General features: G+C 64.0%; 21 protein-coding genes. 3 read left to right on the top strand and 18 right to left on the bottom strand.

Features of this window, described 5'->3' with window-relative positions; genetic code table 11:
- Positions 1-116: 116 nt before the first annotated feature.
- Complete coding sequence (locus VC352_RS15425; RefSeq protein WP_322980410.1) at positions 117-1,313, bottom strand: glycosyltransferase family 1 protein; 1,197 nt, start codon at positions 1,311-1,313, stop codon at positions 117-119.
- Between the two features lie 68 nt (positions 1,314-1,381).
- On the bottom strand, positions 1,382-2,113 hold the full coding sequence (cysZ, locus tag VC352_RS15420; RefSeq protein ID WP_322980409.1) for a sulfate transporter CysZ: 732 nt from the start codon (positions 2,111-2,113) through the stop codon (positions 1,382-1,384).
- A 300-nt stretch (positions 2,114-2,413) separates the two neighbouring features.
- Here cysZ and trxB point away from each other — a divergent pair, with 300 nt between their 5' ends.
- Positions 2,414-3,361, top strand: a complete 948-nt coding sequence (trxB, locus tag VC352_RS15415; RefSeq protein WP_322980408.1) for a thioredoxin-disulfide reductase — start codon at positions 2,414-2,416, stop codon at positions 3,359-3,361.
- A 44-nt stretch (positions 3,362-3,405) separates the two neighbouring features.
- Here trxB and VC352_RS15410 read toward each other — a convergent pair whose 3' ends face one another.
- From VC352_RS15410 to yaaA, 16 genes are all read right to left on the bottom strand, one after another.
- On the bottom strand, positions 3,406-3,780 hold the full coding sequence (locus VC352_RS15410) for a hypothetical protein (RefSeq protein WP_322980407.1): 375 nt from the start codon (positions 3,778-3,780) through the stop codon (positions 3,406-3,408).
- A complete protein-coding gene (locus VC352_RS15405) occupies positions 3,777-4,607 on the bottom strand; it encodes an SDR family oxidoreductase (protein ID WP_322980406.1) in 831 nt (276 codons plus the stop codon). The genes VC352_RS15410 and VC352_RS15405 overlap by 4 nt, the downstream gene beginning before the upstream one ends.
- Positions 4,608-4,746: 139 nt before the next feature.
- Positions 4,747-5,211, bottom strand: coding sequence for a multidrug transporter (locus VC352_RS15400; protein ID WP_322980405.1), 465 nt, complete (start codon positions 5,209-5,211; stop codon positions 4,747-4,749).
- A gap of 148 nt (positions 5,212-5,359) precedes the next feature.
- Complete coding sequence (locus tag VC352_RS15395; RefSeq protein ID WP_322980404.1) at positions 5,360-6,796, bottom strand: mannose-1-phosphate guanylyltransferase/mannose-6-phosphate isomerase; 1,437 nt, start codon at positions 6,794-6,796, stop codon at positions 5,360-5,362.
- A 96-nt stretch (positions 6,797-6,892) separates the two neighbouring features.
- Positions 6,893-7,540 (bottom strand): alginate O-acetyltransferase AlgF, encoded by a 648-nt coding sequence (locus VC352_RS15390; RefSeq protein ID WP_322980403.1) that lies wholly within the window; start codon positions 7,538-7,540, stop codon positions 6,893-6,895.
- 24 nt (positions 7,541-7,564) lie between these two features.
- Positions 7,565-8,698, bottom strand: a complete 1,134-nt coding sequence (locus VC352_RS15385) for an alginate O-acetyltransferase (RefSeq protein WP_322980402.1) — start codon at positions 8,696-8,698, stop codon at positions 7,565-7,567.
- Positions 8,699-8,712: 14 nt separating this feature from the next.
- Entirely contained in the window at positions 8,713-10,176 is a 1,464-nt protein-coding gene (locus VC352_RS15380) for an MBOAT family protein (protein WP_322980401.1), read from the bottom strand.
- A gap of 133 nt (positions 10,177-10,309) precedes the next feature.
- A complete protein-coding gene (locus VC352_RS15375) occupies positions 10,310-11,383 on the bottom strand; it encodes a mannuronate-specific alginate lyase (RefSeq protein ID WP_322980400.1) in 1,074 nt (357 codons plus the stop codon).
- A gap of 8 nt (positions 11,384-11,391) precedes the next feature.
- Positions 11,392-12,822, bottom strand: coding sequence for an alginate O-acetyltransferase (locus VC352_RS15370; RefSeq protein ID WP_322980399.1), 1,431 nt, complete (start codon positions 12,820-12,822; stop codon positions 11,392-11,394).
- 12 nt (positions 12,823-12,834) lie between these two features.
- The gene (algG, locus tag VC352_RS15365) at positions 12,835-14,367 is read right to left on the bottom strand and encodes a mannuronan 5-epimerase AlgG (RefSeq protein WP_322980398.1); all 1,533 of its coding nucleotides are present in this window, start codon (positions 14,365-14,367) and stop codon (positions 12,835-12,837) included.
- Between the two features lie 11 nt (positions 14,368-14,378).
- Positions 14,379-15,818 (bottom strand): alginate export family protein, encoded by a 1,440-nt coding sequence (locus VC352_RS15360; RefSeq protein WP_322980397.1) that lies wholly within the window; start codon positions 15,816-15,818, stop codon positions 14,379-14,381.
- Positions 15,819-15,832: 14 nt separating this feature from the next.
- Positions 15,833-17,209, bottom strand: coding sequence for an alginate biosynthesis TPR repeat lipoprotein AlgK (gene algK, locus VC352_RS15355; protein ID WP_322980396.1), 1,377 nt, complete (start codon positions 17,207-17,209; stop codon positions 15,833-15,835).
- A 12-nt stretch (positions 17,210-17,221) separates the two neighbouring features.
- A complete protein-coding gene (locus VC352_RS15350; RefSeq protein ID WP_322980395.1) occupies positions 17,222-18,385 on the bottom strand; it encodes a PilZ domain-containing protein in 1,164 nt (387 codons plus the stop codon).
- 26 nt (positions 18,386-18,411) lie between these two features.
- Entirely contained in the window at positions 18,412-19,893 is a 1,482-nt protein-coding gene (gene alg8 / locus VC352_RS15345; protein WP_322980394.1) for a mannuronan synthase, read from the bottom strand.
- 50 nt (positions 19,894-19,943) lie between these two features.
- Positions 19,944-21,254: a GDP-mannose 6-dehydrogenase gene (algD, locus tag VC352_RS15340; protein WP_322980393.1), complete on the bottom strand. Its 1,311-nt coding sequence runs from the start codon at positions 21,252-21,254 to the stop codon at positions 19,944-19,946.
- Between the two features lie 674 nt (positions 21,255-21,928).
- A complete protein-coding gene (gene yaaA, locus VC352_RS15335) occupies positions 21,929-22,708 on the bottom strand; it encodes a peroxide stress protein YaaA (protein ID WP_322980392.1) in 780 nt (259 codons plus the stop codon).
- A gap of 153 nt (positions 22,709-22,861) precedes the next feature.
- Here yaaA and VC352_RS15330 point away from each other — a divergent pair, with 153 nt between their 5' ends.
- Positions 22,862-23,212, top strand: coding sequence for a hypothetical protein (locus VC352_RS15330; protein WP_322980391.1), 351 nt, complete (start codon positions 22,862-22,864; stop codon positions 23,210-23,212).
- A gap of 77 nt (positions 23,213-23,289) precedes the next feature.
- Positions 23,290-24,681 (top strand): PhoH family protein, encoded by a 1,392-nt coding sequence (locus VC352_RS15325; protein WP_322980390.1) that lies wholly within the window; start codon positions 23,290-23,292, stop codon positions 24,679-24,681.

Below are 24,681 nucleotides of genomic sequence, written 5' to 3'. Positions count from 1 at the left end.
CGCTTCTATCGGGCGCCGCGATTCGGCGCCCCATTTTTCCAGCCCCGGCACATCGGGGCTTTTTTATGCCTGCAGCTACGTGGCTCCGTAGGGCGGGTGAAACCCGCCAGATTGTCTCAGTGGCGGGTTTCACCCGCCCTACCGGCAAGCGCTGCTTCGACGCTGAACTGAGGCTGCATGGCGCTGCGCAGGTGCGTCTCGAACTGCGCGACGATGCCGTCCCAGCTCAGGTGGCTGGCGTGGCGCCGGGCGTTCAGGCGTATCCGCCGCAGCATTTCCGCGTCTGCCAGAGCCTGACAAGCCGCCTCGCAGAAGCCTGCTTCATCGCCGGGGCGAGCGACCAGGCCATTGTGGCCGTGGTGGATATGCTGAGCCGCTGCGGCCTGATCGAAGGCCACCACACCGAGGCTCGAGGCCAGGGCCTCCAGCACCACGTTGCCGAAGGTTTCCGACAGGCTTGGGAACAGGAACAGATCACCCGAGGCGTAGTGCCTGGCCAACTCTTCCCCGCGCTGCAGACCGCAAAACGCGGCGTCGGGCAATTGCGCCTGAAGGCTGGCACGCAACGGGCCGTCGCCGACCAGGATCAGGCGCATGCGCCGTTGCGGATAGCTTCCCTGTAACTGACGGAAAGCCTTGATCAGCAGCCCGAGGTTTTTCTCCGCTGCCAGGCGGCCGACATGCAGCACCGCCAGGTCATCTGCGCCGAGCCCCCAATTGGCGCGCAGCTCATCACTGCGCTTGCGGGGGTGGAACAACTGGCTGTCGACGCCTCGGGCGAGCAGGGCCAGGCGCTCGAACTCGCGACGCTCCAGGTCGACCTTTTGCCCGACGCTGGGCACCAGGGTCATCTGCGTACGGTTGTGGAACCAGCGCAGGTAGTTGGTCATCGCCCGTGTCAGCAGGCCGATACCGTAGTGCCCGGTGTACTGCTGGAAGTTGGTGTGAAAGCCGCTGACCACCGGAATCGCCAGGCGCCGTGCGGCGCGTAGCGCAGAGAAACCAAGCGGGCCTTCGGTGGCGATGTAGAGCACATCGGGGCGCTGCCTTTTCCAGCGCCGCAGCAGCTTGTGCAGCGAGGTCTGGCCCCATTGCAGGCCAGGGTAGCCGGGTAGCGGCCAGCCACGGGTGAGCAGCAATTGCGGGTCGGGTTGCGCCGCCGTGTCTGTGCTTTGCCGGGGGCGCACCAGCTGCACACGATGGCCGCGCCCACGCAGGCCATCGACCAGACGGCCGAGGGTATTGGCCACGCCGTTGACTTCCGGCGGGAAGGTTTCACTGATCAGCGCGATATGCAGAGACGATGCGTTCATGAACGCAGTCTCTGCCTGTGCGATGTAAGGTCTGTGACGCTTGTGTTGCGTCTTCGTGACGAGCGCGACTAGCCGCGCTCGCGCACCCAGAACAAGGTCGCACCGGCCACGGCGGCCGGCATCATCAGGATGTTCAGCCCCGGCACCAGCAGGGCCAGGTAGGTGATGCTGCCGAAGCTCATGCTCTGCCAGCGCTTCTCGCGCAGCCAGGCGAGCATGTCCGGCCAGCTCATCTTGTTGTTGTCCGCCGGGTAGTCAATGTATTGCACGGCCATCATCCACACGCCGAACAGCAGCCACAGCGGCGCGGCGACCAGGTTCACCACCGGGATGAAACTGAGGATCAGCAGGGCGAGGGCGCGGGGCAGGAAGTAGGCCAGCTTGCGCATCTCCCGGCTGAGGGTGCGCGGCACCATTGCGGTCAGTTCGGCGACGCTGAACGGCGGGAAGTGATCCTCGCCGCGCACGACGACTTCCACCTTCTCGGCGAGAAAACCGTTGAACGGCGCGGCGATGATGTTGGCCAGCAGGGTGAAGGTGAAGAACACCATCAGCAGCACCAGCACCACGAACAACGGCCAGAGGATGTACTGCAGAAAGCTCAGCCAGCTCGGCAGGGTCGGCATGAAGGTATCGACCCAGCCGCTGAACTCGCTGAGCGCGAAGCCGATCAGCAGGGCGAACAGGATCAGGTTGACCGCCAGCGGCAACAGCACGAACAGGCGCAGGCCGGGGCTGAGCACCAGCTTGAGGCCTTCGCGCAGGTATTGCGGGCCGGACAGAACGGGAGCGGCGGGCATGATGGCCTCCTGGATGACGATTTGGCGCGACCATACCGACTTCCCCGGCAGGGCGAAAGTTCAGCGCATGGTGTCGCGCCGATAGGGTGGCTCTATGCCGCGAATTGGCAATGCATATTTCCCAGCCCGGAACCGCCCGGATAGCCTTGCGCCCGATCTCGTTTTCACGGGGCTCTCATCCTTCCAAGCCTTCCCCTAGTGCTTCGAGAGCTCCCTTTTATTTCGTCGCCTTGCGACGTGAGGATGGCCAGCGGCCGTTCTCGTCGATGCCGGCCCAGCAGGCTGGCGAGGAGTAGTTTCATGGCCATCGCTCGCCACGCGCGCGTCATCATCCTGGGGTCCGGGCCTGCCGGTTACAGCGCTGCGGTCTATGCCGCGCGCGCCAACCTGAAACCGCTGTTGATTACCGGCATGCAGGCCGGCGGCCAACTGACCACCACCACCGAAGTGGACAACTGGCCGGGCGACCCGCATGGGCTGACCGGCCCGGCGTTGATGCAACGCATGCAGGAACACGCCGAGCGCTTCGAGACGGAGGTCGTTTTCGACCACATCACGGCTGTGGATCTGGCGGGCAAGCCCTTCACCCTGGTCGGTGACAGCGGCCGTTACAGCTGCGATGCGCTGATCATCGCCACCGGTGCCAGTGCCCGCTATCTCGGCTTGCCCAGCGAAGAGGCATTCATGGGGCGTGGCGTGTCGGCCTGCGCCACGTGCGATGGGTTCTTTTATCGCGGCCGCGAAGTGGCGGTGGTTGGCGGCGGCAATACTGCCGTCGAAGAGGCGCTGTACCTGTCCAACATCGCCAGCAAGGTCACCCTGATTCACCGGCGCAATGCCTTCCGTGCCGAGAAGATCCTGCAGAACAAGCTGCAGGCGCGGGTCGCCGAGGGCAAGATCGAGCTGCAGCTCAATGCCGAGGTCGACGAAGTGCTGGGCGATGCCAGCGGCGTCACCGGTGTACGCCTCAAGCAATACGGCGGTGCCTACCGGGAGCTGAAGGTGGAAGGCCTGTTCGTGGCCATCGGTCACACGCCCAATACCAGCCTGTTCGAGGGCCAGCTGGCGCTGAAGGACGGCTACCTGGTGGTCAACGGCGGACGCGACGGCAATGCCACGGCAACCAACATCCCCGGCGTATTCGCTGCCGGCGACGTGGCCGATTCGGTGTATCGCCAGGCCATTACCTCGGCGGGGGCCGGTTGCATGGCCGCGCTGGATGTCGAGCGTTACCTCGACGGGCATTGAGCGATGGCTAGTCGTTGCCAGGGCCTGGTTCGGCTGATGCCGCGTCAGCCGTGCCGGCCATGGCGCGGCGAAAACGCTAGCCAGGCCAGCACCGGGTAACAGAGGTAATGCAGGCTAAACAACAGAAGGCCCATGGGGCTGGGCGTGTCCTGCATGTACATCATGCCCAGCAACCCCAAGTAGAGCAGCCCGAGCACACCGCCATAGAGCAGGGTGAAACGCCAGCGCTCGGCGTTGCTCGGCGCGCGCCCGACTCGCCAGTGAAAGACCAGTGCCAGGCCGGCGGCGATGGCGGCGGCGATCAGCAGGGTGGTGAATACGCCGCCCAGGCGTACGAAGGTGCGCAGCAGCAGGTTCAGTGCTATCGCTGCAATCACTCCGGCGAGGGTGTAATAGCGCAACTGCACGGAATCGTTCACAGCGAGCGGGCCAGGCCGAAGCGCTTGCGCAGCACCCGCTCGAGCAGTGCCTTGGGCAGCAGTGCGGCGAGCAGCGGCAGGGCGCGGCTGCCATTGCCCAGGCGCAGCAAGCGTGGGCGTTTGTCGCGTTGCACGGCGGCCAATAGTTGTGCGGCGAAGTCGCAGGCCGGGGTGGGCTTGTCCTGCGAGGCGCTGGCGCGGGCGCGGATGCCTTCGCGCAGCGGCCACCAGGGCGAGTCCTGGCGGATCAGCGCCTCGGCCTGTTGGCTGGCATTGGCGCCAAAGCTGGAGGCGATGGCGCCGGGCTGTACTTCCATCACCTCGATGGCGAAGGGCGCCAGTTCCATGCGCAGGGCATCGCTCAGGGCGTGGACGGCGGCCTTGGACGCGCAGTAGGCGCCAGCGAATGGGGTGACCAGCACGCCAGAGACGCTGCCGATGTTCACCACCAGACCACGGCTGCGGCGCAGCAGCGGAAAGAAGGCGCGGGTGACTCCGACGATGGAAAACACGTTGGTTTCGAACTGCCGCTGCATGGCCTCCACGCCGCCGTCGAGCAGCGGGCCCATGGCGCCGTAACCGGCGTTGTTGATCAGTACGTCGAGGCCGCCGATTTCCTCGCTCAGGCGTGTGGCCAGTTGCTGCAGGGCATTGGCGTCGTTCACGTCGAGCTGTACGGCGTGGAAACCGGCCTGCTGCAGATTAGCCAGATCCGCCTCCTTGCGCGCCGTGGCCCAGACGGCATAACCGGCGGCCTTGAAAGCATCGGCCAGGGCGCGACCGATGCCGCTGGAGCAGCCGGTGATGAGGACGCTGGGTTGAGGCATTGGGCTGGGCTCCCTGAGGCGAATGGATGTGCAGCTTAGCACTCGCAGAGGACGCTGCCCGAGTCTGCTCATGCGAGCCGTTCGTGGTGGCGTAGCGCATTTGTAGGGGACGAATCAGCTTGGCAGGCGTCAGCGCGGGTTAACGGGCGAAGCGGCCTTGCAGGCGTTCGGCGCGAAACTCCAGGGTATTCGGACGGTAGCCGCTGCGCAGGTCGGGCAGGGGCAGGCAATCCTGCCAGCTTTCACCCGGCAGCAGGTCGCCGGGGCCGTCGTAGCGCGGTGATTCGTAGAGGCGTTGGGCCAGGTTGGTGCTGGTGCCGGGTCGGTAGGCGCTGACCTCCCAGTGCAGTTCCTGCAGGGCGGCATCGCTGCCGTTCTTCAGTTCGACAGCCAGTGGCCGGTCGCCCGGGCATTGCTGCGGTGTGTAGTGGATGCGCAGTTCCAGGTGGGCGAGATCGCGGGCGTCGCGGCTTTCCTGCCAGAGCACCCAGCAGGCGACCAGGCCGAGGCCGAGCAGGGCGGCTGCCGATACGGGCAGGGCCTTGGTCGGATAACGGATCAGCAGGATCAGCCAGGTAATGGCCAGTACGGCACCGAACAGCATGAGAGCAGCCCTTTGCGAAGTCTGCTCTCATCCTACACAAGGCCCCCGATCAGGGTAACCGCGTGTGCCGTTGCAGGCTGTGACAGGACGTAGCCCGGATGCAATCCGGGGCCGAGATCGCCCCAGCTTGCATCCGGCTACGAACACCTCAGTGAGCGGCGCCAGCAGCCAGTGCATCGCTGCGGCCGTACACGTCTTCCAGGCGCTCGATGTCATCCTCGCCCAGGTAGGTGCCGGACTGCACTTCGATGATTTCCAGCGGGATCTTGCCCGGGTTGGCCAGGCGGTGAACCGAGGTCATCGGGATGTAGCAGGACTGGTTTTCGGTGAGCAGGAACTCACGCTCGTCGCAGGTCACCTTGGCCGTGCCGGACACCACGATCCAGTGCTCGGCGCGGTGATGGTGCATCTGCAAGGAGAGCTGTGCACCCGGCTTGACGGTGATGTGCTTGACCTGGAAGCGCCCACCCATGTCCACCGAGTCGTACGAGCCCCAGGGGCGGTAGACCTCGCAGTGGTTCTGGGTCTCGCTGCGGCCTTGCGCGTCGAGCTTGCCGACCAGCTTCTTGACGTCCTGCACGCGATCCTTGTGCGCCACCATCATGGCGTCCTTGGTTTCTACGACGACTATGTCGTCCAGGCCAAGCACCGACACCAGCTTGCCGTTGCCGTGGATCAGGCAGTTGCGGCTGTCTTCGACCACCACGTCGCCCTTGGTGACGTTGCCCGCCGCGTCCTTGTCGTGCACTTCCCAGATCGACGACCAGCTACCGACATCGTTCCAACCGGCAGTCAGCGGCACCACGCAGGCGCGGTTGGTCTTTTCCATCACCGCGTAGTCGATGGAGTTGTCCGGGCAGCAGGCGAAGGTGGCCTGGTCGATGGCGATCTCGGCGTCCTTGCGCTGGCTGCGTTCCAGGGCCAGCAGGCAGGTGTCGTAGATGTCCACGTCATGATGCTTCAGTTCTTCCAGGAAGCGGCTGGCGCGGAACAGGAACATGCCGCTGTTCCAGAAGTAATCGCCGCTCTGCACGTACTCGGTGGCGCGCTGGGCGTCGGGCTTCTCGACGAAGCTGGCAACACGCGCCACGCCCTCGGGCAGAGCGCCGTCAGCCTGGCCACGAATGTAGCCGTAGCCGGTTTCCGGGCGGCTGGCCGGTACGCCGAACAGCACCATCTCGCCCTTTTCGGCCGCCACGGTGGCCAGCGCCAGGGCCTGGCGGAAGGCTTGCTGGTCATCCAGCACATGGTCGGCCGGCAGCACCAGCATCAGCTCGTCACGGCCTTCGGCCAGCAGTTGCAGCGCGGCCATGGCCACGGCCGGCGCGGTGTTGCGACCGAAGGGTTCGAGCAGCAGCAGTTGCGCCTGCTGGCCGATCTGCTCCAGTTGCTCCTGGACGATGAAGCGGTGCTCCTGATTGGCCACCAGTACCGGCGGCTGCATGCCCTCGATGGAAAGGCGCTGCAAGGTCTCTTGGAACAGGGTTTTCTCGCCGGTCAGGGCGAGGAACTGCTTGGGGTACTGCTTGCGCGAAAGAGGCCAGAGTCGGGAGCCGCTGCCACCGGAAAGAATGATGGGGGTCATGATGTGTCTCTCCTTAACCGTTGATCGAGATGGATGCCCGTGTCGTGTCGGTGCGGCGTGTGCCCGCCGTTTTCCTTGTTCTGAAAACCTGTTGCCTCAACCGTCGATGGGGCGCTTGACCCACACCGGCGAAAGCTTGCCCTGACCGCCAGTGACGAACAGGCTGACCACTTCGCCGCGTTCGAGGGTGACCGGCTTGAGGTCGGTGATCTTCTTGTCGCCGGCATACAGCGCCAGGCCGACCTTGACCGGGTTGATCTCGCGATCACCACGGCCGTTCGGTGCCACGTCGGCAACCACCGGCGTCTTGCCGTCTGCGGTCTTCACGCTGAGCTTGCTGTCGCTGAGGTTCTGTACGCGCAGCATGGCTTTCTGCTTGTTGGTGAAGGCCGGTTCTTCCACCAGGCGCGGCGCGCCGCCGGTCTGGTTGACCAGGGTGTAGTAGTGCGCGGCTTCCAGCTTCACCGGCAGGGCCGTGCTGCCGACCTGAGCCTGGTAGCTGCCAGCTGGCAGGAATTTGAAGTCGCTGGAGCCCAGCGGCGCGACCTGCTTGAGCTGCACCTCGCCGACATTGACGTCCAGCTCGGCATGGCCGGCGTTGTAGGCGCGGACGAAGGCCGAGCCCTTGGGCGCCTTCGGCCCGTACAGCGCGGCGTCACCGGCATGGGCCTGGAGCATGCCGAGGCCGAGCGCCAGGGCGCAGGCACCGAGGGTGAAGCGGCGAAGCGTGGTTTGAGTCTTCATGGATAGTCCTCCTTGGGGGATGGGTCAGCGGCTGCTCGCCGCCAGCTTCTGTTGCTCGCCGTTGCCCTTGAGCGACGCGAGCCATTGCGGGTCGAATTCGGTGAAATCGCTGTTCATCGGCAGGTAGCGCTCGGGGAATTCCCAGATCACCAGTTGCGGCGGGTCGTTCTTCAGCTCGTCGCTCTGCAGGTACTTGAGCATTGGCACCAGCGGGCCCTGGCCCTCTTCGGCGTGGTTGGCCAGATCGCGCTTGAGCGACTGGCGCAGGGCACCGGCGAAGTTCCAGTTGGGGTTGGCGCTGTAGCTGGTGCCGACCAGCGCTACCGGCAGGTCGCTGTCGCCGAACAGATCACCACCGCCGTCCTGAGCGCTGTGGGTTTCGCGCTGCTGCAGGCGATCGGCGCGTGGCAGCAGGCTTTCGAACAGCGGCGCCAGCGGCAGGAAGCTGGTCAGATCGCCTTCGTGATCGCGCGTTTCCACCGTTTCGGTGACGAACTCCTGCGGCTCGCCACGCAGCTGCACGGCACTGCGTACCACTTCGGCCAGGGCGCGTGCCGTGACTTCGGCACCTTCCGGCGTCCAGTGCGTGTCGGTACGCAGGAACATCGGCGCTTGTTGCTTGCCGGCCTGCAGCGGGCCGAGCAGATCGGGCGCGGCGATACCGGCTTCACGCACGGCACTGTGGAAGCGCGGGTAGAGGCTGTCCTGCTGGGCGCTGGGGTGATGCGCGCCGGTGTGCTCGGGGTAGAGGCGGGTCTTGGCCGGGATGATGGCCAGCAGCAGATGGACGTTGCGTTCTTCCAGCTGGCGCTGCACGCCCCGGATCAGCGCCAGGTTGTCGCGCATCTGGCGCTGACCGTTGGCCACCGGGTCGAACTCTTCGTCCGAGTACAGCCAGCCGTCCTCGCCGATCACCAGGCCGGCGCGGCCCTCGCCGAAGGCCAGGTATTCCAGGGCCGCCCACAGGTTGATGCCTGCCTGTTTCAGCGGAAACTGCTCGTCGTAGTAGTGCTCGAAGTTGCGCGTCAGCTCACCATCGAGCAGATCCGGGTGCTTGGGGGCACGATAGCCACCCAGTTTCGCCAGGGCGATCAGGCTGGTGAGCAGCATGATGGCGATGAACAGGGCGACGTGAAGGGTCTTGAAAGTACGACTCATGACAGTGCCTCCGTTCAGAACTGGAAGTAGAGGAAAGCGGAGTAGCTCTGCGCCGAGAGCTTGAGCAGCGAGGCGCAGAACAGCAGGAGCAGGGCGCCCTGCACGATCAGCGCACGGCTGTGCACGCGGCTCATCACGCCGGCACCGCTTGCCAGCAACACGGCTGAACCATTGCCGCGTTGTGCCTGACGCTGGCCGAGGAACTGGCGCGCGCCATTGACCGCGATCACCACCCAGGCCAGTGCCAGGGTGACCATCTGCAGGCTGCTGATCTGCGCCAGGGTCAGCTCGCTCAGGTGCCAGTTGTCGAAGCTGAACAGTGCCGCGTACATGCGCCCGGCAACGTGCAGGTTCTCGGCGCGGAAGATGACCCAGCCGAGCATCACCAGCAGCAGGGTGAAGGCCCACTTCAACAGGTTGAACGAGGTCGGCGCGGCCTTCACGCCCAGGGCGCGTTCGATGGCCAGCCAGGTGCCGTGCCAGGCGCCCCAGATCAGGAAGGTCCAGTTGGCACCATGCCAGAAGCCGCCCAGCAGCATGGTCAGAAACAGGTTGCGATAGGTATTGAAGGTGCCGTGGCGGTTGCCGCCCAGCGGCACGTAGAGGTAGTCGCGCAGCCAGGTCGACAGGCTGATGTGCCAGCGCCGCCAGAACTCGGTGATCGACTGGCTGATATAGGGCTGGTTGAAGTTCTCCATGAAGCGGAAGCCCATCATCAGGCCCAGGCCGATGGCCATGTCGCTGTAACCGGAGAAGTCGAAGTACAGCTGCGCGGTGTAGGCGATCATGCCCAGCCAGGCGTCGCCGGTGCTGGGGTTCTGCAGGGCGAAGCAGTGATCGACCAGCGGCGCCAGGCTGTCGGCGATGAACACCTTCTTGACGAAGCCCTGCATGAAACGCGTGGCGCCTTCGCTGAACTTGTCCACGCTGTGGGTGCGGTCGGTGAACTGGTCGGCCAGATCCTTGTAGCGCAGTACCGGCCCGGCGATCAGTTGCGGGAACAGAGCGATGAAGGCGGCGAAGTTGATCAGGTTGCGGGTTGGCTCGGTGTCCTTGCGGTACACGTCGATCAGGTAGCTGATCGACTGGAAGATGTAGAAGGAGATGCCGATGGGCAGGATCACCGAGGTCAGCACGAAGGGCTCCAGGCCCATCGACTCGAGCACCGCGTTGATGTTGGCCACACCGAAGTTGGCGTACTTGAAGTAGCCCAGCGTGGCCAGGTTGCCGATTACACCGGCCACCACCCAGCGGCGCGCCGTCTCAGTGCCGGCGTGGGCGTGGATGCGCAAGCCGAAGAGGTAGTTCCACAGCGTCACGGCGGCGAACAGCAGGAGAAAATCCACCCGCCACCAGGCGTAGAAGAGGTAGCTGCCGATCAGGATCAGCAGGTTGCGCCCGCGATTCGGGCACAGGTAGTACAGGCCGAGAAATATCGGCAGAAACAGAAACAAAAAGACATTGGATGAAAAGACCATCCTTGCTTCTCCGTGAAGACTCGGGGCAGCGCCCCCCTTTCCCCCCGCGAGCGGAGGGTTTGTTTTGTTACGTCCGTAGGAGCGGCTTCATCCGCGAAAATCGCGGCTAAAGCGGAATGCCGCCCAGCCGCTCCTACGGTTTGCCGAACACCTGGGTCACCTCACCGCCGAGGCGGAAGCTGTTGAACGGCCCCATCTCCTGGTTCAGTTCGCGGGCCTGCGGGCCGCAGTCATAGAGGCTGCAGTAGGGCGCCAGCCAGGCGTACTTGTAGTCCTTGCGCAATTCGCTCATGTCCTGTTCGGTGCCGCTGCGCTGGGCGAAGGCCTGTGGATCCTTTGCGCCTTGCAGCACGCGCTCGGCCAGACGCTGCAGGGCGCCATGGTTCTCGCCGCGCAGGTCGACGCCGTTGGCCTCGGCGAAGGCGGCGATCATTGCCAGCGGCGGCAGGGCGTAGTTGTGGTAGGCCAGGGCGCGCTGACGGCGGCGTATTTCATTGGCCAGAAAACCCTCGCTATCGACTTGCCCGGCGGCGATGCGGAACTGGCTGACGGACCAGTCGAACAGGTCGCGACGATCGCTGACCACCGCCACCGCCATCACCGACCAGGCAGCCCAGTAGCTGTGGTTGTTGATCTTCTTCAGCGGCAGGTCGCTCCACTCGCGCACCGTGTGTTCGGCCAGGTTGACGAACCAGCGCTCGATGCGTGCGCTCTGCTGTGGGTAGTCCTTCAGCGGCTGCGACTCGGAGAACTTCAGGCGCAGCCAGGCACCGGCCAGACTGCCGAGCGCCCATTTGCGCATCGACTTGCCGGTGTGGTTGAACTGCTCGGACTCCAGCGCATCGGCGCTGGCCCAGCGGTCGATCCATTCGATGGCGCATTCCAGGCGCTCACGCTGGCCTGTGCGCATGTAGCCGGTGATCATCCGCCCGGCTTCCTTCTCCAGGCGGTTGATGTCGGCAGTTTGCTGGCGGAAGTCCTTTTCCGCTTTGGCATTGAGCGTGGCGCGCGCGCTGTCGGAGCCGGCGTACTTGCTGGTGAACTGCATCTCGCCGGTATAGGGCTGTGGCACCGCCGGGCAGGCTGGAGCCTGCCCGTCACGCTGTTCCACGGCGGCGCGATAGCCGACGGGAGGCTGTAGGGCGGCCTGTGCCGCACCGCTGAGCAGCAGTGCGGTGAACAGGGCCAGGGGCGAGAGTCTGTGCATGGCGAACCTCAACTGTCGGTAGCGTTGTGGGCGACCTGCTGGCCGTTGCCGGATGGCCGCTGGCACAGGCTGGCCTGCACCTTCACGTCGTCGGCGCTGTCTTCGGGTTTCTGCACCTCCAGGGCGAAGAAGTTCTCCTGGCCCCAGCCCGGCCCGTCACGCAGCTCGAAGGTGAAACGCCCGTCGGTGTCGACGGTGTTGGGCTTCTCCAGCTTGATCTGCTCGCGCTGGCCGTTGAGGTACCAGATGGTCGCGTCGATACGCTTGATCGAGGTATCGCTGAAGCGCAGGTCGAGCTGATGGCGGTTGCCCGGCAGGGTCAGCAGGTTCTTCTCGCCGTTGACGAGGATTTCGTTGCTGCCCGGATGCAGGCGCGTTTCCTTGGCGAGCAGCTCGGTCTGGCCGCTGCAGCCGTTGTTCAGGGCGGCCATCATCTGCCGGTGGATCTTGTCCGAGGCCAGGTCATAGAGCGGTGAGAACTCCCAGACGATGATCTTCGGCGGATCGTTCTGGAACGCGTCGCTGGCCAGGTATTCGAGCATCGCCCCTTCCAGGCCGCCGCCGGGGAAGGCTGCGTTGAGCACGTCGGTGCCCAGGTACTGTTCGAGAAAACCGCCGAAGTTGTAGTTCTTGCCGCTGTGGCTGGTGCCGACCAGGGTGATCTTCGGGCTGCTCTCGTCACCGAACAGGGCATCGCCGCCGCTGGCGTCCTTGGGCTCGGTGAGGAACTGGTCGACGTACTGCACGGCGTAGCCGGTGCCGCAGAGCTGGCTGGCGACGTTCTGCATGGTGCCGGTCTTGCCCATCAGGCCGATGCGCTGGGTGACGAATTCCTTCTGCGGGATCTCGTCGAAACCGGGGATGCGCTTGATCGTTTCGGCCACCAGGCGTGCGGTGCGCTCGGCACCATAGGGCGTCCAGTGCTGATCGCGGCGGAAGTAGAACTCTTTGGCGTCCTTCTCATCGGTCAGTGGCGTCAGATCCGGCACCCAGATGCCCAGTTGCTCGAAGCGCGCCAGGGTCTGGCGGTAATTGCGCAGGGCCTTGTCGTAGTCGAAGCGCTGGTAGTCCTCGGGGGCGAGTTTTTCCCGGTTGACCAGGCCACGCGTCGGTTGGTAGACGACCACCAGTTCCACGCCGCGCTGCTTGAGGCCGTCACGCAATTCCTTGAGGTAGCGATAGCCGGTTTCGTCGGTGCCAAAGGTGGTGCGCAGGTCTTCCACGCTGCGGAACAGCCAGCCTTCACGGGCGTCGCGCAGGGTGACGAAGTTCTTCATGTAGTTGGTGGTGTAGTTGCTGGCGTCATGTGCTGCTGGGCACAGCGAGCAGCAGTCCTCGACCTGATACTGCGGAGCCGGGCTCTCGGCTGCCTGCAGCAGGCTGCCGTAAGTGGCGCAGGTCACCGCCAGGGCGAGGGTCTTGAGTTTCGATACGCTCATGCTTGGGCCTCGTCAGTTGGTCATCTGCTCGGGGTCGATAGGGTCGATCAGTACGGGCTGGCGCTTGCGCAGCAGCAGGTCGAGGATTTCGTCCTGCTTCTCGCCGAGGACGCCGGCCAGCTGGATGCCGCTGCTCTTGCGCGGGGCGAGCATTTTCACGCGGTACAGTTCGACGGACAGGGGCGAGTCGATGTTGATCGGGCTGGAACCGTTACCGGCCAGGGTGCCGCCGACGATGATCATGGAGATCTTGGCGTCATAGGGATCGAGCGTCAGGTCGCGCTCGGTGTCGGAAAGATCCTTGATGTGGCCGTACACGCCGGTCAGCTGGTTGAGCGCGGCGACGTTCTCGTACAGGCGGATGTTCTCGCTATTGCGGATGCGGATGCCGTGGCGCTTGTTGCCCAGCACCTGGTTGCCCCACAGCAGGTTGTCGCCGCTCTCGTACAGGGTGATGCCGTCGGAGTGGTTCTCATACGTCTTGTTGTAGGCAATGACGTTGCGCACGCTGTCACGGTCGATGACGATGCCGGAGAGCTTGTTGTCATAGCTCTGGTTGTTGATGATCCAGCTGTCGTTGACCTCACGGGAAATGATGATGCCGTGCTTCTTCTTGGTACCGAACACGGTGTTGTCGGCGATGATCAGGCCGTGCGAACGGTCGTGCGGGTCGATGCCGTAGACGATGTTGTCGCGGTAGGTGTTGCCCTTGATCACCACGTTCTGCGCTTCGTAGCAGTAGAAGCCGTACCAGTGGTCGACGAACTCGGAGTCGATCAGCCAGCCAGTCGGTTCGGGGCGTTGCAGAACCTTGTGTTGGTTCGGCGTGTACTGGGTGATCGACACGCCATAGGACTTGGAGTTGTCGTAACCCAGGCTGGTGATCACGCTGCTGGCGATATACAGCTCGCTACCGCCCCAGGACACCAGGAACGGTCGGAACTCCTTGGGATCGCGGAAGGTGGCCGGCGCGTTGTCGCGCTCGCGCCAGGCGGTGACGCGGGTATCGGTGATGAACATCAGGCCGTCGTTGACCAGGAACGCGCCGCGCTCCTGCGACAGGCGCAGTTCGCGGGTGTCCTTGCCGACGTGCAGCGCCGCGCCTTGAGCCACGACGATGGGCAGACGGGCGAGGTACACGCCCGGTGCCTGCTCGGCGAACTGGCTGTCGGGCAGGGCGTCGGCCAGATCCTGCGCGGTGACCAGGCCGCCTTCGATGAAGATCGCCTGGGGCATGCCCTGCTGACGCTTGATCCACTCGCGCAGGCGCTCGTTGCCGCCGGTGAAATCCTTCAGCGCGTCCTGGCGCAGCATGCGCCGCACCACCACCTTGCCTTTGGCGCCGTGCGGGATCTTGGCCAGCACGGCCTCCTTGGTGTAGCCGGACAGATCCGGCAGCTTGGGCGCTTCCATGTGCAGCTCGTCGGCCGGCGCGCTACGCACGCGGTAGTCGAGCAGGTTGTCCTGCGGATTGGCCTGGGCCAGCGGCGCCGTGAGACACAGCGCGCTGAGCAGCAGGGGTAGGGCTAAGCCATTGGGTTGCATGATCCGATCCCTCAGAAGCGCCAGATGAAGTCGACAAAGGCGCGGTGCATCACCGAGTCGGTGCCACTGCCATAGGCATCGCCCGGGCGGAATACGCCAGCACGCAGACGCACCAGGGCCGAGCGCTCGTCCAGTTGTTCGGCGACGGCCGCCGGCAGCAGGCCCTGCTTGAAGTAGCGGGTCAGCACCACGTCGACTTCCTGGCCGAGGTCTTTCTCGCCGGCCACCAGCGGTGCGGTGATGCCGCTGTCGCCGACGTCCTGATCGCCGTCGACGCGCCAGAAGCGGTGGTAGACCAGGCTGGCGTCGTAGTCCTCGTTCAGCTCCCAGGAGCTGAACAGGGTGGCCACTTGCAGGTTGGACAGCTCACCGCGGAAGGCCTCGCCGTAGCGGTGCAGGCGCGATTCGACACCGGTGAAGTTGGCGCGGTTGCTCTGCAGACCGGTCTGCATGAACTGGTGCGATTCGCTGTCGTCGCCACCGCCGCTGCCACGGGAGTAGGCCGCACCGACCTTCCATTGATCGTCGAGGTCGTAACGCAGGCCCAGATCCACGGCCCAGGCATCGACGTCCTGGCTGCGCGAGCCGGTAGCCTGGCGTTCGTTGCCGACCACCTGCTGTTGCAACTGATCGGTGTCGCCCTTGAGCCAGGTGAACTGCCCCCAGTAGTTGAGGCGGTTGCGCGAGTTGCGCTCGAAGAAACCGCCATCGGCATGCAGGCCGAACCAGGTCAGGTCACCGGTGTAGCGCTTGCTCAGTTCGTCGAGGCGTTCGCCGGGGCGGGCCAGGCTGCCGTCGTCACGGCTGTGGTGCAGGTTGGCGCCGATGCGATGGCCGGGTGTCCACTGATAATCGAGCCCGGCGAAGAAGTGGCGACGGTCTTCATCTTCCGGCGCCAGATCATCGAGGTCGGTGCGGTATTCGGAGAAGCGCTCGGCAACGCCGACTTTGGCTTGCAACAGGGTGGTATCGAACTGCCATTGCATGGCTTCGATGTTGGTATCCATCCAGGCACCGTCATCGCTGCGCAGGCGCTGGCGACCCACGCGCAGGTGCTCGCCGGGGTAAGCAGTGAGGCCACTGTAGTCGACCCAGAATTCGCGCATGGCCAGGTAGCTTTTGTCCGGCTGACGTGCGTCGGCGTTCTGCGTGTCGCTGGTGTCGTCACTCTGCAGCGTGTCGGTTTCGACGATGTCGGTGGCGGTGACCGCCTGGCCCATGGCGAAGGCGCTCCAGTCGCCACGTTCGCCGTAGACCCAGGGGCGCAGATCGAGGCCGAGACCGTTGACGTCGCCACCCTCACGGGTGCCGAGGTCGCGGTCGTCTTCCGACTGCGCGGTGATCTTCACATCCAGGCCGAAGTTCTTCGGCGCATCCGCCGCCCAGGCTGCGCTGGCGGCCAGCAGGCTGGCGCTGAGGCCCAACTGGGTGACGATACGATTCAACTGCATGCGTGCATCCTTGTTCATGGCTGGCTGACCTGCAGGGCGGCCTGCTGTTGCAGGACGTTGCCGCGTAGCTGGCGCTCTTCGCGCAGCAGGCGCTGGCCTTCGGCCAATTGCGCCGGCGTCAGGTTCTGGGCGACGGCGTCAGCCAGCTCCTGGGTCTGCGGGGTGTTGCGCGGCAGCGCCAGTTGGCTGAAGACATAGGCATTGACCGGGTTCGGCTTGATGCCGCGGCTCTGGCTGTACATCTGCGCCAGGGCGAAGTCGGCACTGAGCTGGCCGGCACGCGCGGCGCTGAGCAGGTGGTCGAGGGCTTTCTGCGCGTAGACCTCGCCGAGGTAGCCACGCAGGTACAGCTGGCCCAGGTAGTAGTTGGCGCTCGGTTCGCTGGGGGCGGCCTTGCGCAGGTGCTCTTCGGCCTTGTGCGGCTCCTTGGGCAGCAACTTGCCTTCGTAGTACAGGCGCCCGAGCAGCAGTTCGGCGCGCGGCAGGGCGGCTTCGCGGCCCTTGTCCAGGTAGCCGAGCAGGGTTTCGGTATCGCCCTGTTGCGGGTAGTCGTAGAGCAGGCGCGCCAGGCTGACCCAGGCGGCCGGGTAATCCGGGGCGATGGTTTCCAGCAGTTCCTGCGCGCGTTGCGGTTGCGGCTGGCCCAGTTCGGCGTCGCTCAGCACATGCGCCACGGCCTCGACCTGGCTGGCCGAAACGCGCCCGGCACGGTAGCCGGCGAGCAGACGTTCGGTCAGGGCATCGCGGGCGTCCTCGCGATTCTGCTTCTGGTAGACCTCGGCCAGTTCGGCGTAGCAGGCTTCTTCCTGAGTCAGGCGTTGCTGGCAGATGCGCTCGATCTCGCCGAGGTGCTGATCGTAGGAACCTTCACTGCGATACAGGAGAATCTGCGCCAGCTCGGCCTGTGGCCGGCCTTGCTGACGCCAGTCATGGATACGCTGGGCGACATTCATGGTGGGGAAGTCCTGTGGGTAGAACAGATAGAGTTCGGCCAGTGGCAGCAGCGCGCTGGGCTCGCCGGCTTGGTTGGCGCTTTCCAGCAACTCGGCGGCCTCGCGCCGTTCGGCCAGGGTGCTGCCGGGCTTGCGCGCCAGCAGCTTGCCGAGGCGCGCCTTGGCACGGGGCGATCCATCCAGGGCCTGGCGATAGATGCGCTCGGCCTCAATCAGATCCTGGGTCTGGCCACCCGCCGCGTAGATATCGGCCAGGCCGATCTGCGCGTCGCTGTAGCCCATCTCGGCGAGTTGGCGGAAATTCCACTCGGCCGTCTGCTGGTCGCCGTTCTGCAGGGCCTCGCGGGCCAGGCGCTCGTCCGGCAGGCCGGCGCAACCGGCCAGCGTGGCGCTGACGGCGAGGCCGAACAGGGCAGGGCGAAGAAGGGGCATGCTCACGGCGTGACCTCCTTAGCGGCCTGCCGCGACGGCGCGATCGACCAGGCCGCCCAGCGACGGGCCACGGTCGATGACCACGTCCACCGGTTGCCCGGCGAGGCTGGCCGGCAGGGTCTCGTCCGGCTTGATGACGACGCGGATGTCCGAGCTCAGGCCGCCGTCGTGCAGGGCGCTGCTGACGATCTGGCCGTGGCGCGCTTCGTCTTCACCGGCGACCTTGAAGGTGACCGGGGTGCCGGGGCGCGCCTGCTCCAGGTTGCGGTAGGAGAAGCTGGCGCTGATGGTGGCGACGCCGTCCTGTGGTACTAGTTCGAAGATCACATCGCCCTTGCTGGCGAACTGACCGTCGGCCACCAGTTGGCGGGAGACCTTGCAGTTGCACGGGCTGGTCAAAGTGCCCTGCATCTCGCGGGCGAACAGCGCTTCGATCTGGCTCGGTTCGAGCTGGTCGTCACCCAGATGGCCCTTGAGCATTTCCAGCATGCTGGTGGTGAAGGTGGCGATCGGCGCGCCCTTTTCCACCACGCCATCGGGCTGTACCAGCGCCTCCACGCTGCCTTCACGCGGCATGGTTACCTGCAGCGCCGGCAGGCTGATCTGCGCCGACTGCGCGTGGGTGACGAAGTACAGGCCATAGATCGACTTGCCGATGTAGCCGAAGGCGGCCAGGCCGATGAGGAAGATCGCACCGCTGAAGGTCACGGCGCGCAGGCGCCCGAATACGCCCATGCCGCCACCGGCGCCGTTCTTGCGCGCCTTGGTGAAGTTGTCGCGCTGCAGGATGTGCAGCACCTCGCCGACGTTGACCAGCTCACCGGCCAGGTGGGCGCTGATCAGATGGCGCAGGGCAGCCGCCTCACGGGCGCCGATGTTGTGGAACTGGCAGCCGACACGGTTGTGTTCGGCCTGCACGGCGTTGATCTGAAATTCCACGTCCAGGCCCAGCACCAGGCTGTCGAGCTGGAACTGCAGCTGGCCGCGATGAAAATCACCGACCTTGTGCGTGGTTTTCTCGCTGGTGAAGCTGAAACCGCCTGCGGAGACATCCTGCAGGCGTGCATCGATGCGCTCGCCCTTGGCGTTGGTAAAGCGCAAACGCCCCGGCAGCTTGACGCGGGCATGCTGGCGCTGGGCCTCGGACTCATGGACGACGTTGAGATTGGCGACGGAGTTCATGGTGGCTAATTCCTATTCGAGTACGGTCAAACCAGCGCCAGCAGCGCGGCGATAAATACAGAGGCAGCAGAAAAGGTCATGGCGCGCGACGACCAACTGTTGAACCAGTTGGCGAAGCTGGACAGGCCGCGATTGAGCTTGGTGTTCTGGCGTGTCCAGGACTGTTGATCGAGGCGGAAGAACACGTAGATCTTCACCAGGGCGCCGACGATCTGGTTGTAATAGAGGAGCACCGGATAGGCCGGGCCGATTCGGTGCCCGGAGAGCATCAACAAGAAGGTCAGGATCAGGCGTGTGGTGCCGATCCACAGCAGGTAGATCAACAGATACATCAGGCTGTACTTGATGCTGGCGATGATCGCCACGCACAGGCCGAGGATGCAGGTCCACATCGACACGCGCTGGTCGAACAGCACCAGGCTGGTGAAGGCGCCGAGGCGACCCATACCCAGGCGCAGGGCGCGTGAGTTCTGCCGCAGGTTGTTGCCGTACCAGCGGAACATCAGCTTGCGGCTGGCCTTGATGAAACTCTTCTCCGGCGGGTGCTCGACCGTGTTGATGGCGGCGTCCGGCACGTAGAAGGTGTCGTAGCCCAGGCGCATCAGGCTGTACCAGCTGGATTTGTCGTCACCGGTGAGGAACTGGAAGCGGCCAAGGCGCCAGTGCTCCAGGTGATCGCTCTCCACATCGCGAATGAACTCGGGGTCGGTCACCACGCTGGCGCGAAACACCGACATGCGCCCGGTCATGGTCAGCACGCGCTTGGAGAGCGCCATCGAGCACATGTTGAGGTGGCGCTGAGCGAAACGCAGCTTGTGCCACTCGCTCATGATGTAGCTACCACGTACCTCGCAGAACTCGTTGGTGGTCAGGCCGCCGACATTGGGGAAGAGCTTGAACCAGGGCACGGTCTTCTTCACCACGTCGGCTTCGAGGACGGTGTCACCGTCGATCACCGCCACTACCGCATCGCGATCCGGCATCTGCCGGGAGATGGCGCGGAAGCCGTGGGCCAGACCGTCACGCTTGCCGGTGCCGGGGATGCGCACGATGTCCAGGGTGACGTGCGCCGGCGGCTTAGCCTGGGCCCAGAGGTTCTTGATCAGCAACTCGTCGGACAGCTCGACGATGGAGCAGACCACGGTGCACGGGTAGCCGCAGTCGATGGCTTCGCGGATCACCGAGCGGTAGACCATGGCGGTGGTCAGCGCATCGATGCGGAAGCTGGTGACCATCAGAAATACGTGAGAGGGGTCGGCGTCCTTGCCGAGTTTTTGCACCTTGCGGCGATACCAGGGGTACACCAGGTAAAGGAACAGGCAGCCGCGCACGAAGTGCATGGCGCCCATGGAATAGCGCCAGATGCCGACGATGCCGATGAGCAGGAGGAAATCCCGCGATTCGGGGTCGAACACCGTGCGCGGCAGAGCCAGTGCCAGGAGCATCAGCAGGCTGAGATAGAGCATCCAGCCGCTGGCTTCGTTGAGGCCGTGCTTGAGCTTGTCCATATGCGTCTCCGGCTATCGCCCGGCCTTGCCGGGCGACAGCTCGCGGCCCGTTACCAGCAGATACCTTCGGCCACGCCATTGCTGGCGTGGGGCATGAAGCCGACCAGATCGATCACCCGCTTGCCGCTCGGCGCCTGTTCGGCCAGCTTGGCGAAACGCTCGTCGCTGTTACCCAGGACGATGATGTCGGCCTTGGCCACCACGTCGTCCAGGTCACTGTTGAGCAGCGAGGAGACGTGCGGGATCTTCGACTCGATGTAGTCCTTGTTGGCGCCATGCACGCGGGCGTACTCGACGTTGCGGTCGTAGATGCTCAGGTCGAAACCCTTGCCGATCAGCATCTCGGCCAGTTCCACCTGCGGGCTTTCGCGCAGGTCATCGGTGCCGGCCTTGAAGCTCAGACCGAGCAGGGCGACCTTGCGCGAGTCATGGCTGGCGATGATGTCGAAGGCCTTCTGCACCTGGGCGGCGTTGCTGCGCATCAGCGAGCCGATCAGCGGGGCTTCCACGTCCAGGCTTCCGGCGCGGTAGTTCAGCGCACGCACGTCCTTGGGCAGGCAGGAGCCGCCGAAGGCGAAGCCGGGCTTCATGTAGTACTTGGAGAGGTTGAGCTTGTGGTCCTGGCAGACCACGTCCATCACCTCGCGGCCGTCGACGCCAACGGCCTTGGCGATGTTGCCGATCTCGTTGGCGAAGGTGACCTTGGCCGCGTGCCAGACGTTGCAGGTGTACTTGATCATCTCGGCGACCTCGATGTCCTTGCGGATGATCGGCGCGTCGAGCTCGCTGTAGATGCTTTCCAGCAGGTCACCGGAGGCGGTGTCCAGCTCACCGATGACGGTCATCGGCGGGAAGTCGTAGTCCTTGATCGCGGTGCTTTCGCGGAGGAACTCGGGGTTCACCGCCAGGCCGAAATCGACGCCGGCCTTTTTGCCCGAGCAGTCTTCGAGAATCGGCAGTACCACGTTCTTCGCGGTGCCCGGCAGCACGGTGCTGCGCACGACAACGGTGTGACGTTCGTTCTTGTCGCGCATGGCCATGCCGATTTCGCGGCACACGCCTTCGATGTAGTTCAGCTCCAGGTCGCCGTTCTTCTTGCTCGGCGTGCCGACGCAGATGAACGACACATCGCTTTCCAGCACCGCTGCCGCGACATCGGTGGTGCCGCGCAGGCGGCCCTGGCGCAGGCCCTGTTGCAGCAGTTCTTCCAGGCCCGGCTCGACGATGGGCGACTTGCCACTGTTGATCAGGTCGATCTTGTGCGCGGAGATGTCCACGCCAATAACGTCATGGCCGCGCGCCGACAAACAGCCTGCGCAGACGGCGCCTACATAACCCAAACCGAAGATACTGATTCGCATGGTTTTCACCTCATCCTTTCGATGCAGTTTCAAATAATGGCCAGTTGGCCAAAACGAGTCCGTGAACTTGCTTTTTTAAAGAGAGCGAGTTCATTCAGGCATAAGTAAAGTGTGGCGTCGGAAGTGACACCGAGTATGGGCTTATATGTGCAGCAGTGGCCCTTTGATATTGATCGTTTGGCCTTGGAAGGCCTCTATATCAGTACTTTGGCGAGGCGTTGAATCTCCCTTAAAGTGTCGCCGACTTTCTTCGGGGTGAAGCAGGCCGACGAAGGTTAGTTCGTTTTTCGGCAGGCTAAGTCAATAAGAAAGTTATGGCTTGAAATGGTTACGGGCTGTATGAGTCGCGGGGGTTTCCGTAAGTTCCTACCGTTCGTCCTGAGGCTGAACCGCAGCTGAACGCGAAATTGATCGCATAATGATGGCAAGTTGCAAAGTGCACGATCAGCAGCGGCGGATTAATGGTTGCGAAACTATCCGATAACTAAGCGGTGCAATAAGTTCGATGCGAAGTGAAGTTGCGCTGAAAGTGTGAAGCTATACCGGTTTTTGCGTTCACAGCGCAGCGGCGCGGGAATTTCTACGAAGCGCAGCGCTCGTGCGCTGGAGAGGGGCGAGGCGGCCGCGCGCCAGGCAGAACCGATGAACGGTTGCCTGGGGCGGCCGCTAGAGGATCAGTCTTCGGCGTGATCGCGCAGGAAAACCAGGCTGTTTTCCTTGGAGTGCTCAGCGCTGTAGCGATAGCCCTGGTAGTTGAAGTCCTTCAGGCCTTCCGGGTTGGTCAGGCGCTCCTTGATCACGTAGCGCGCCATCAGACCGCGGGCCTTCTTGGCGTAGAAGCTGATGATCTTGTACTGGCCGTTCTTCAGATCCTTGAACTCGGTGTCGACGATGCGTGCATTCAGTGCCTTGCGTTTGACCGCTCCGAAGTATTCGTTGGAGGCCAGGTTGAGCAGCACGTCATCGCCCTGAGCGGCCAGGGCTTCATTCAGCCAGCCGCTGATGCGCTCGCCCCAGAAGGCATACAGATCCTTGCCGCGGCCATTGACCAGCTTGGTGCCCATCTCCAGGCGATAGGCCTGCATCAGATCCAGCGGGCGCAGCACGCCATAGAGCCCCGAGAGCATGCGCAGGTGCGTCTGGGCAAAATCGAAGTCGTCCTCGGAGAAATCCTCGGCATTCAGGCCGGTGTACACGTCACCCTTGAACGCCAGCAGCGCCTGCTTGGCGTTGGATGGGTTGAACGGCCGCTGCCAACTGCCGAAACGTGCGGCATTGAGGCCGGCGAGCTTGTCCGACAGGTGCATGAGGTCGGCAATCTGCGCCGGGCTGAAATCGCGCAGTTGGGCGATCAGTTCCTGGGCGTGGTCGAGGTGTTCGGGTTGGGTGAAGCGCGGGGTCGCCGGCGGCGTCTCGTAGTCGAGGGTCTTGGCCGGTGAAATCACCATCAGCATGAGCAGATCTCCAGAAAAGCGTGGGGGCGATTCTAGAAGCTTGCTGGTGGACAAGGCCACCTATCGGCTCGATTGAGGGCGCCTCTAAAAACGTAGGCGAGGCAGCCAGCGCAAGGCAAAAACAGGCGAAAAAGCGGAGTTTACGAGCTGTAAATGAGCATTTTGATCGGACTCGCGCACGAGCCTGTTTTTAACGCAGCGATGGCAACGCAGGTAGTTTTTAGAGGTGCCCTTGAGGGAAGGTTGCACCGAGTTGGCGCGAGGTTGCAGCAGGGTGGGGCGCCGATTATGGGCAGCGCTGGAGGTAGGACTTCGGACTGTAACGGGCTACTGGAGGAGCGCCAAGCGCTATTCGTCGATGGGAAAAATAAAATTCAAAAAGCTGAAAAGTTCTTTTGCCTGTCATCTTTTTTGGAGTATCTAAAAAGCAAGACCGCCGAAACCTGCGCACAGGTGGCGGCCATTGGCCCTCACCTTGCTTGCCCCCTTTCGGCCCCGACCTGAAAAGTCGGCGGTCTCTGTCCGGCGCAGCACCGCCCCTGGTATTGCGTCGCCCGGCTACGACAAGAAGGTGACCGAGTATGGATGACCACGGACGCTCCAAGCCCACCGCTCCAACCCTCTACGCCCTCGACACCAACGTCCTGATCCACGATCCCAACGCCTTGCTGAACTTTGAAGAGCACCACGTCGCGATTCCGATGACGGTGCTGGAGGAACTCGACAAGCTGAAATCCGGCAAGCACGGCGTCGCTGCCGAATGCCGCCAGGCGATCCGTCTGATCGACCAGATTCTCGCCGGTGCCGAACCCGAAGACGTTGAGCGCGGCGTTCCCATCCAGCGTGGCAAGAGCGGCCCCTGCGGGTTCCTGTCCATTCTCATGAGCAAGAGCGCGGCACCCGTGACCTGGCTGCCGGAAAACCTCAACGACAACAAGATCATCAACCAGTTGGTGGAGCTGAAGTCGCGCAATCCGGGCCTGTCCGTGGTGCTGGTGACCAAGGACATCAACATGCGCCTGAAGGCGCGCGCCTGCGGTATCGATGCCGAGGACTACCACACCGACCAGTTGGTCGACGACGTCTCCCTGTTGTCCAAGGGCTACCACGACCTGCCGGGTTCCTTCTGGGATCGCGTGAGCAAGGTCGAAACGCGCCAGGATCACGGCCGTACCTGGCATCGTGTGCAGCTCACCGACAACTTGCCGGCGGTGCACATCAACGAGTTCATCCTCGATGAGCAGGGCTTCGTCGGCTGGATCAAGGCGATCAAGGGCGATGAGCTGGTGATCCTCGACATGCACCAGGAGCCGCTGCTGCATCAGGAGGCCTGGGGCCTGAAACCGCGCGACATCCATCAGGCGCTGGCGCTGTTCGCGCTGCTCGATCCGGACATCCATCTGGTCAACCTGTCCGGCGCCGCCGGCTCCGGCAAGACCATCCTGGCGCTGGCCGCGGCCATCGAGCAGACCATGGTCAGCAAGCGCTACCGGCGCATCATCGCCACCCGCAGCGTACAGGGGCTGGATCAGGAGATCGGCTTTCTGCCCGGCACCGAGGCGGAGAAGATGGAGCCCTGGCTCGGCGCGATTACCGACAACCTCGAAGCACTGCACATGGAGGACGAGAGCACCCACGGCAGCGTCGACTACATCCTGCAGAAGGTGCCGCTGCAATTTAAGTCGCTCAACTACATCCGCGGGCGCAGCTTCCAGCAGAGCCTGATCCTCATCGACGAATGCCAGAACCTCACCCCCCACCAGATGAAGACCATCATCACCCGTGCCGGCAACGGCTCGAAGGTGGTGTGCCTGGGTAACCTGGCGCAGATCGATACCCCCTACCTGTCGGCGCCCAGTTCCGGCCTGACCTACCTCACCGAACGCTTCAAGGACTTCCCACACGGCGTTCATATCACCCTGCAAGGGGTGCCGCGCTCGATCCTCGCGGAGTACGCGGAAACCCATATGTAG

It is taken from the genome of Pseudomonas sp. C11 (assembly GCF_034683865.1).
GTDB lineage: Bacteria > Pseudomonadota > Gammaproteobacteria > Pseudomonadales > Pseudomonadaceae > Aquipseudomonas.
The sequence above is the reverse complement of the archived record's forward strand: the minus strand, read 5'-3'. Positions and strand labels throughout refer to the sequence as shown.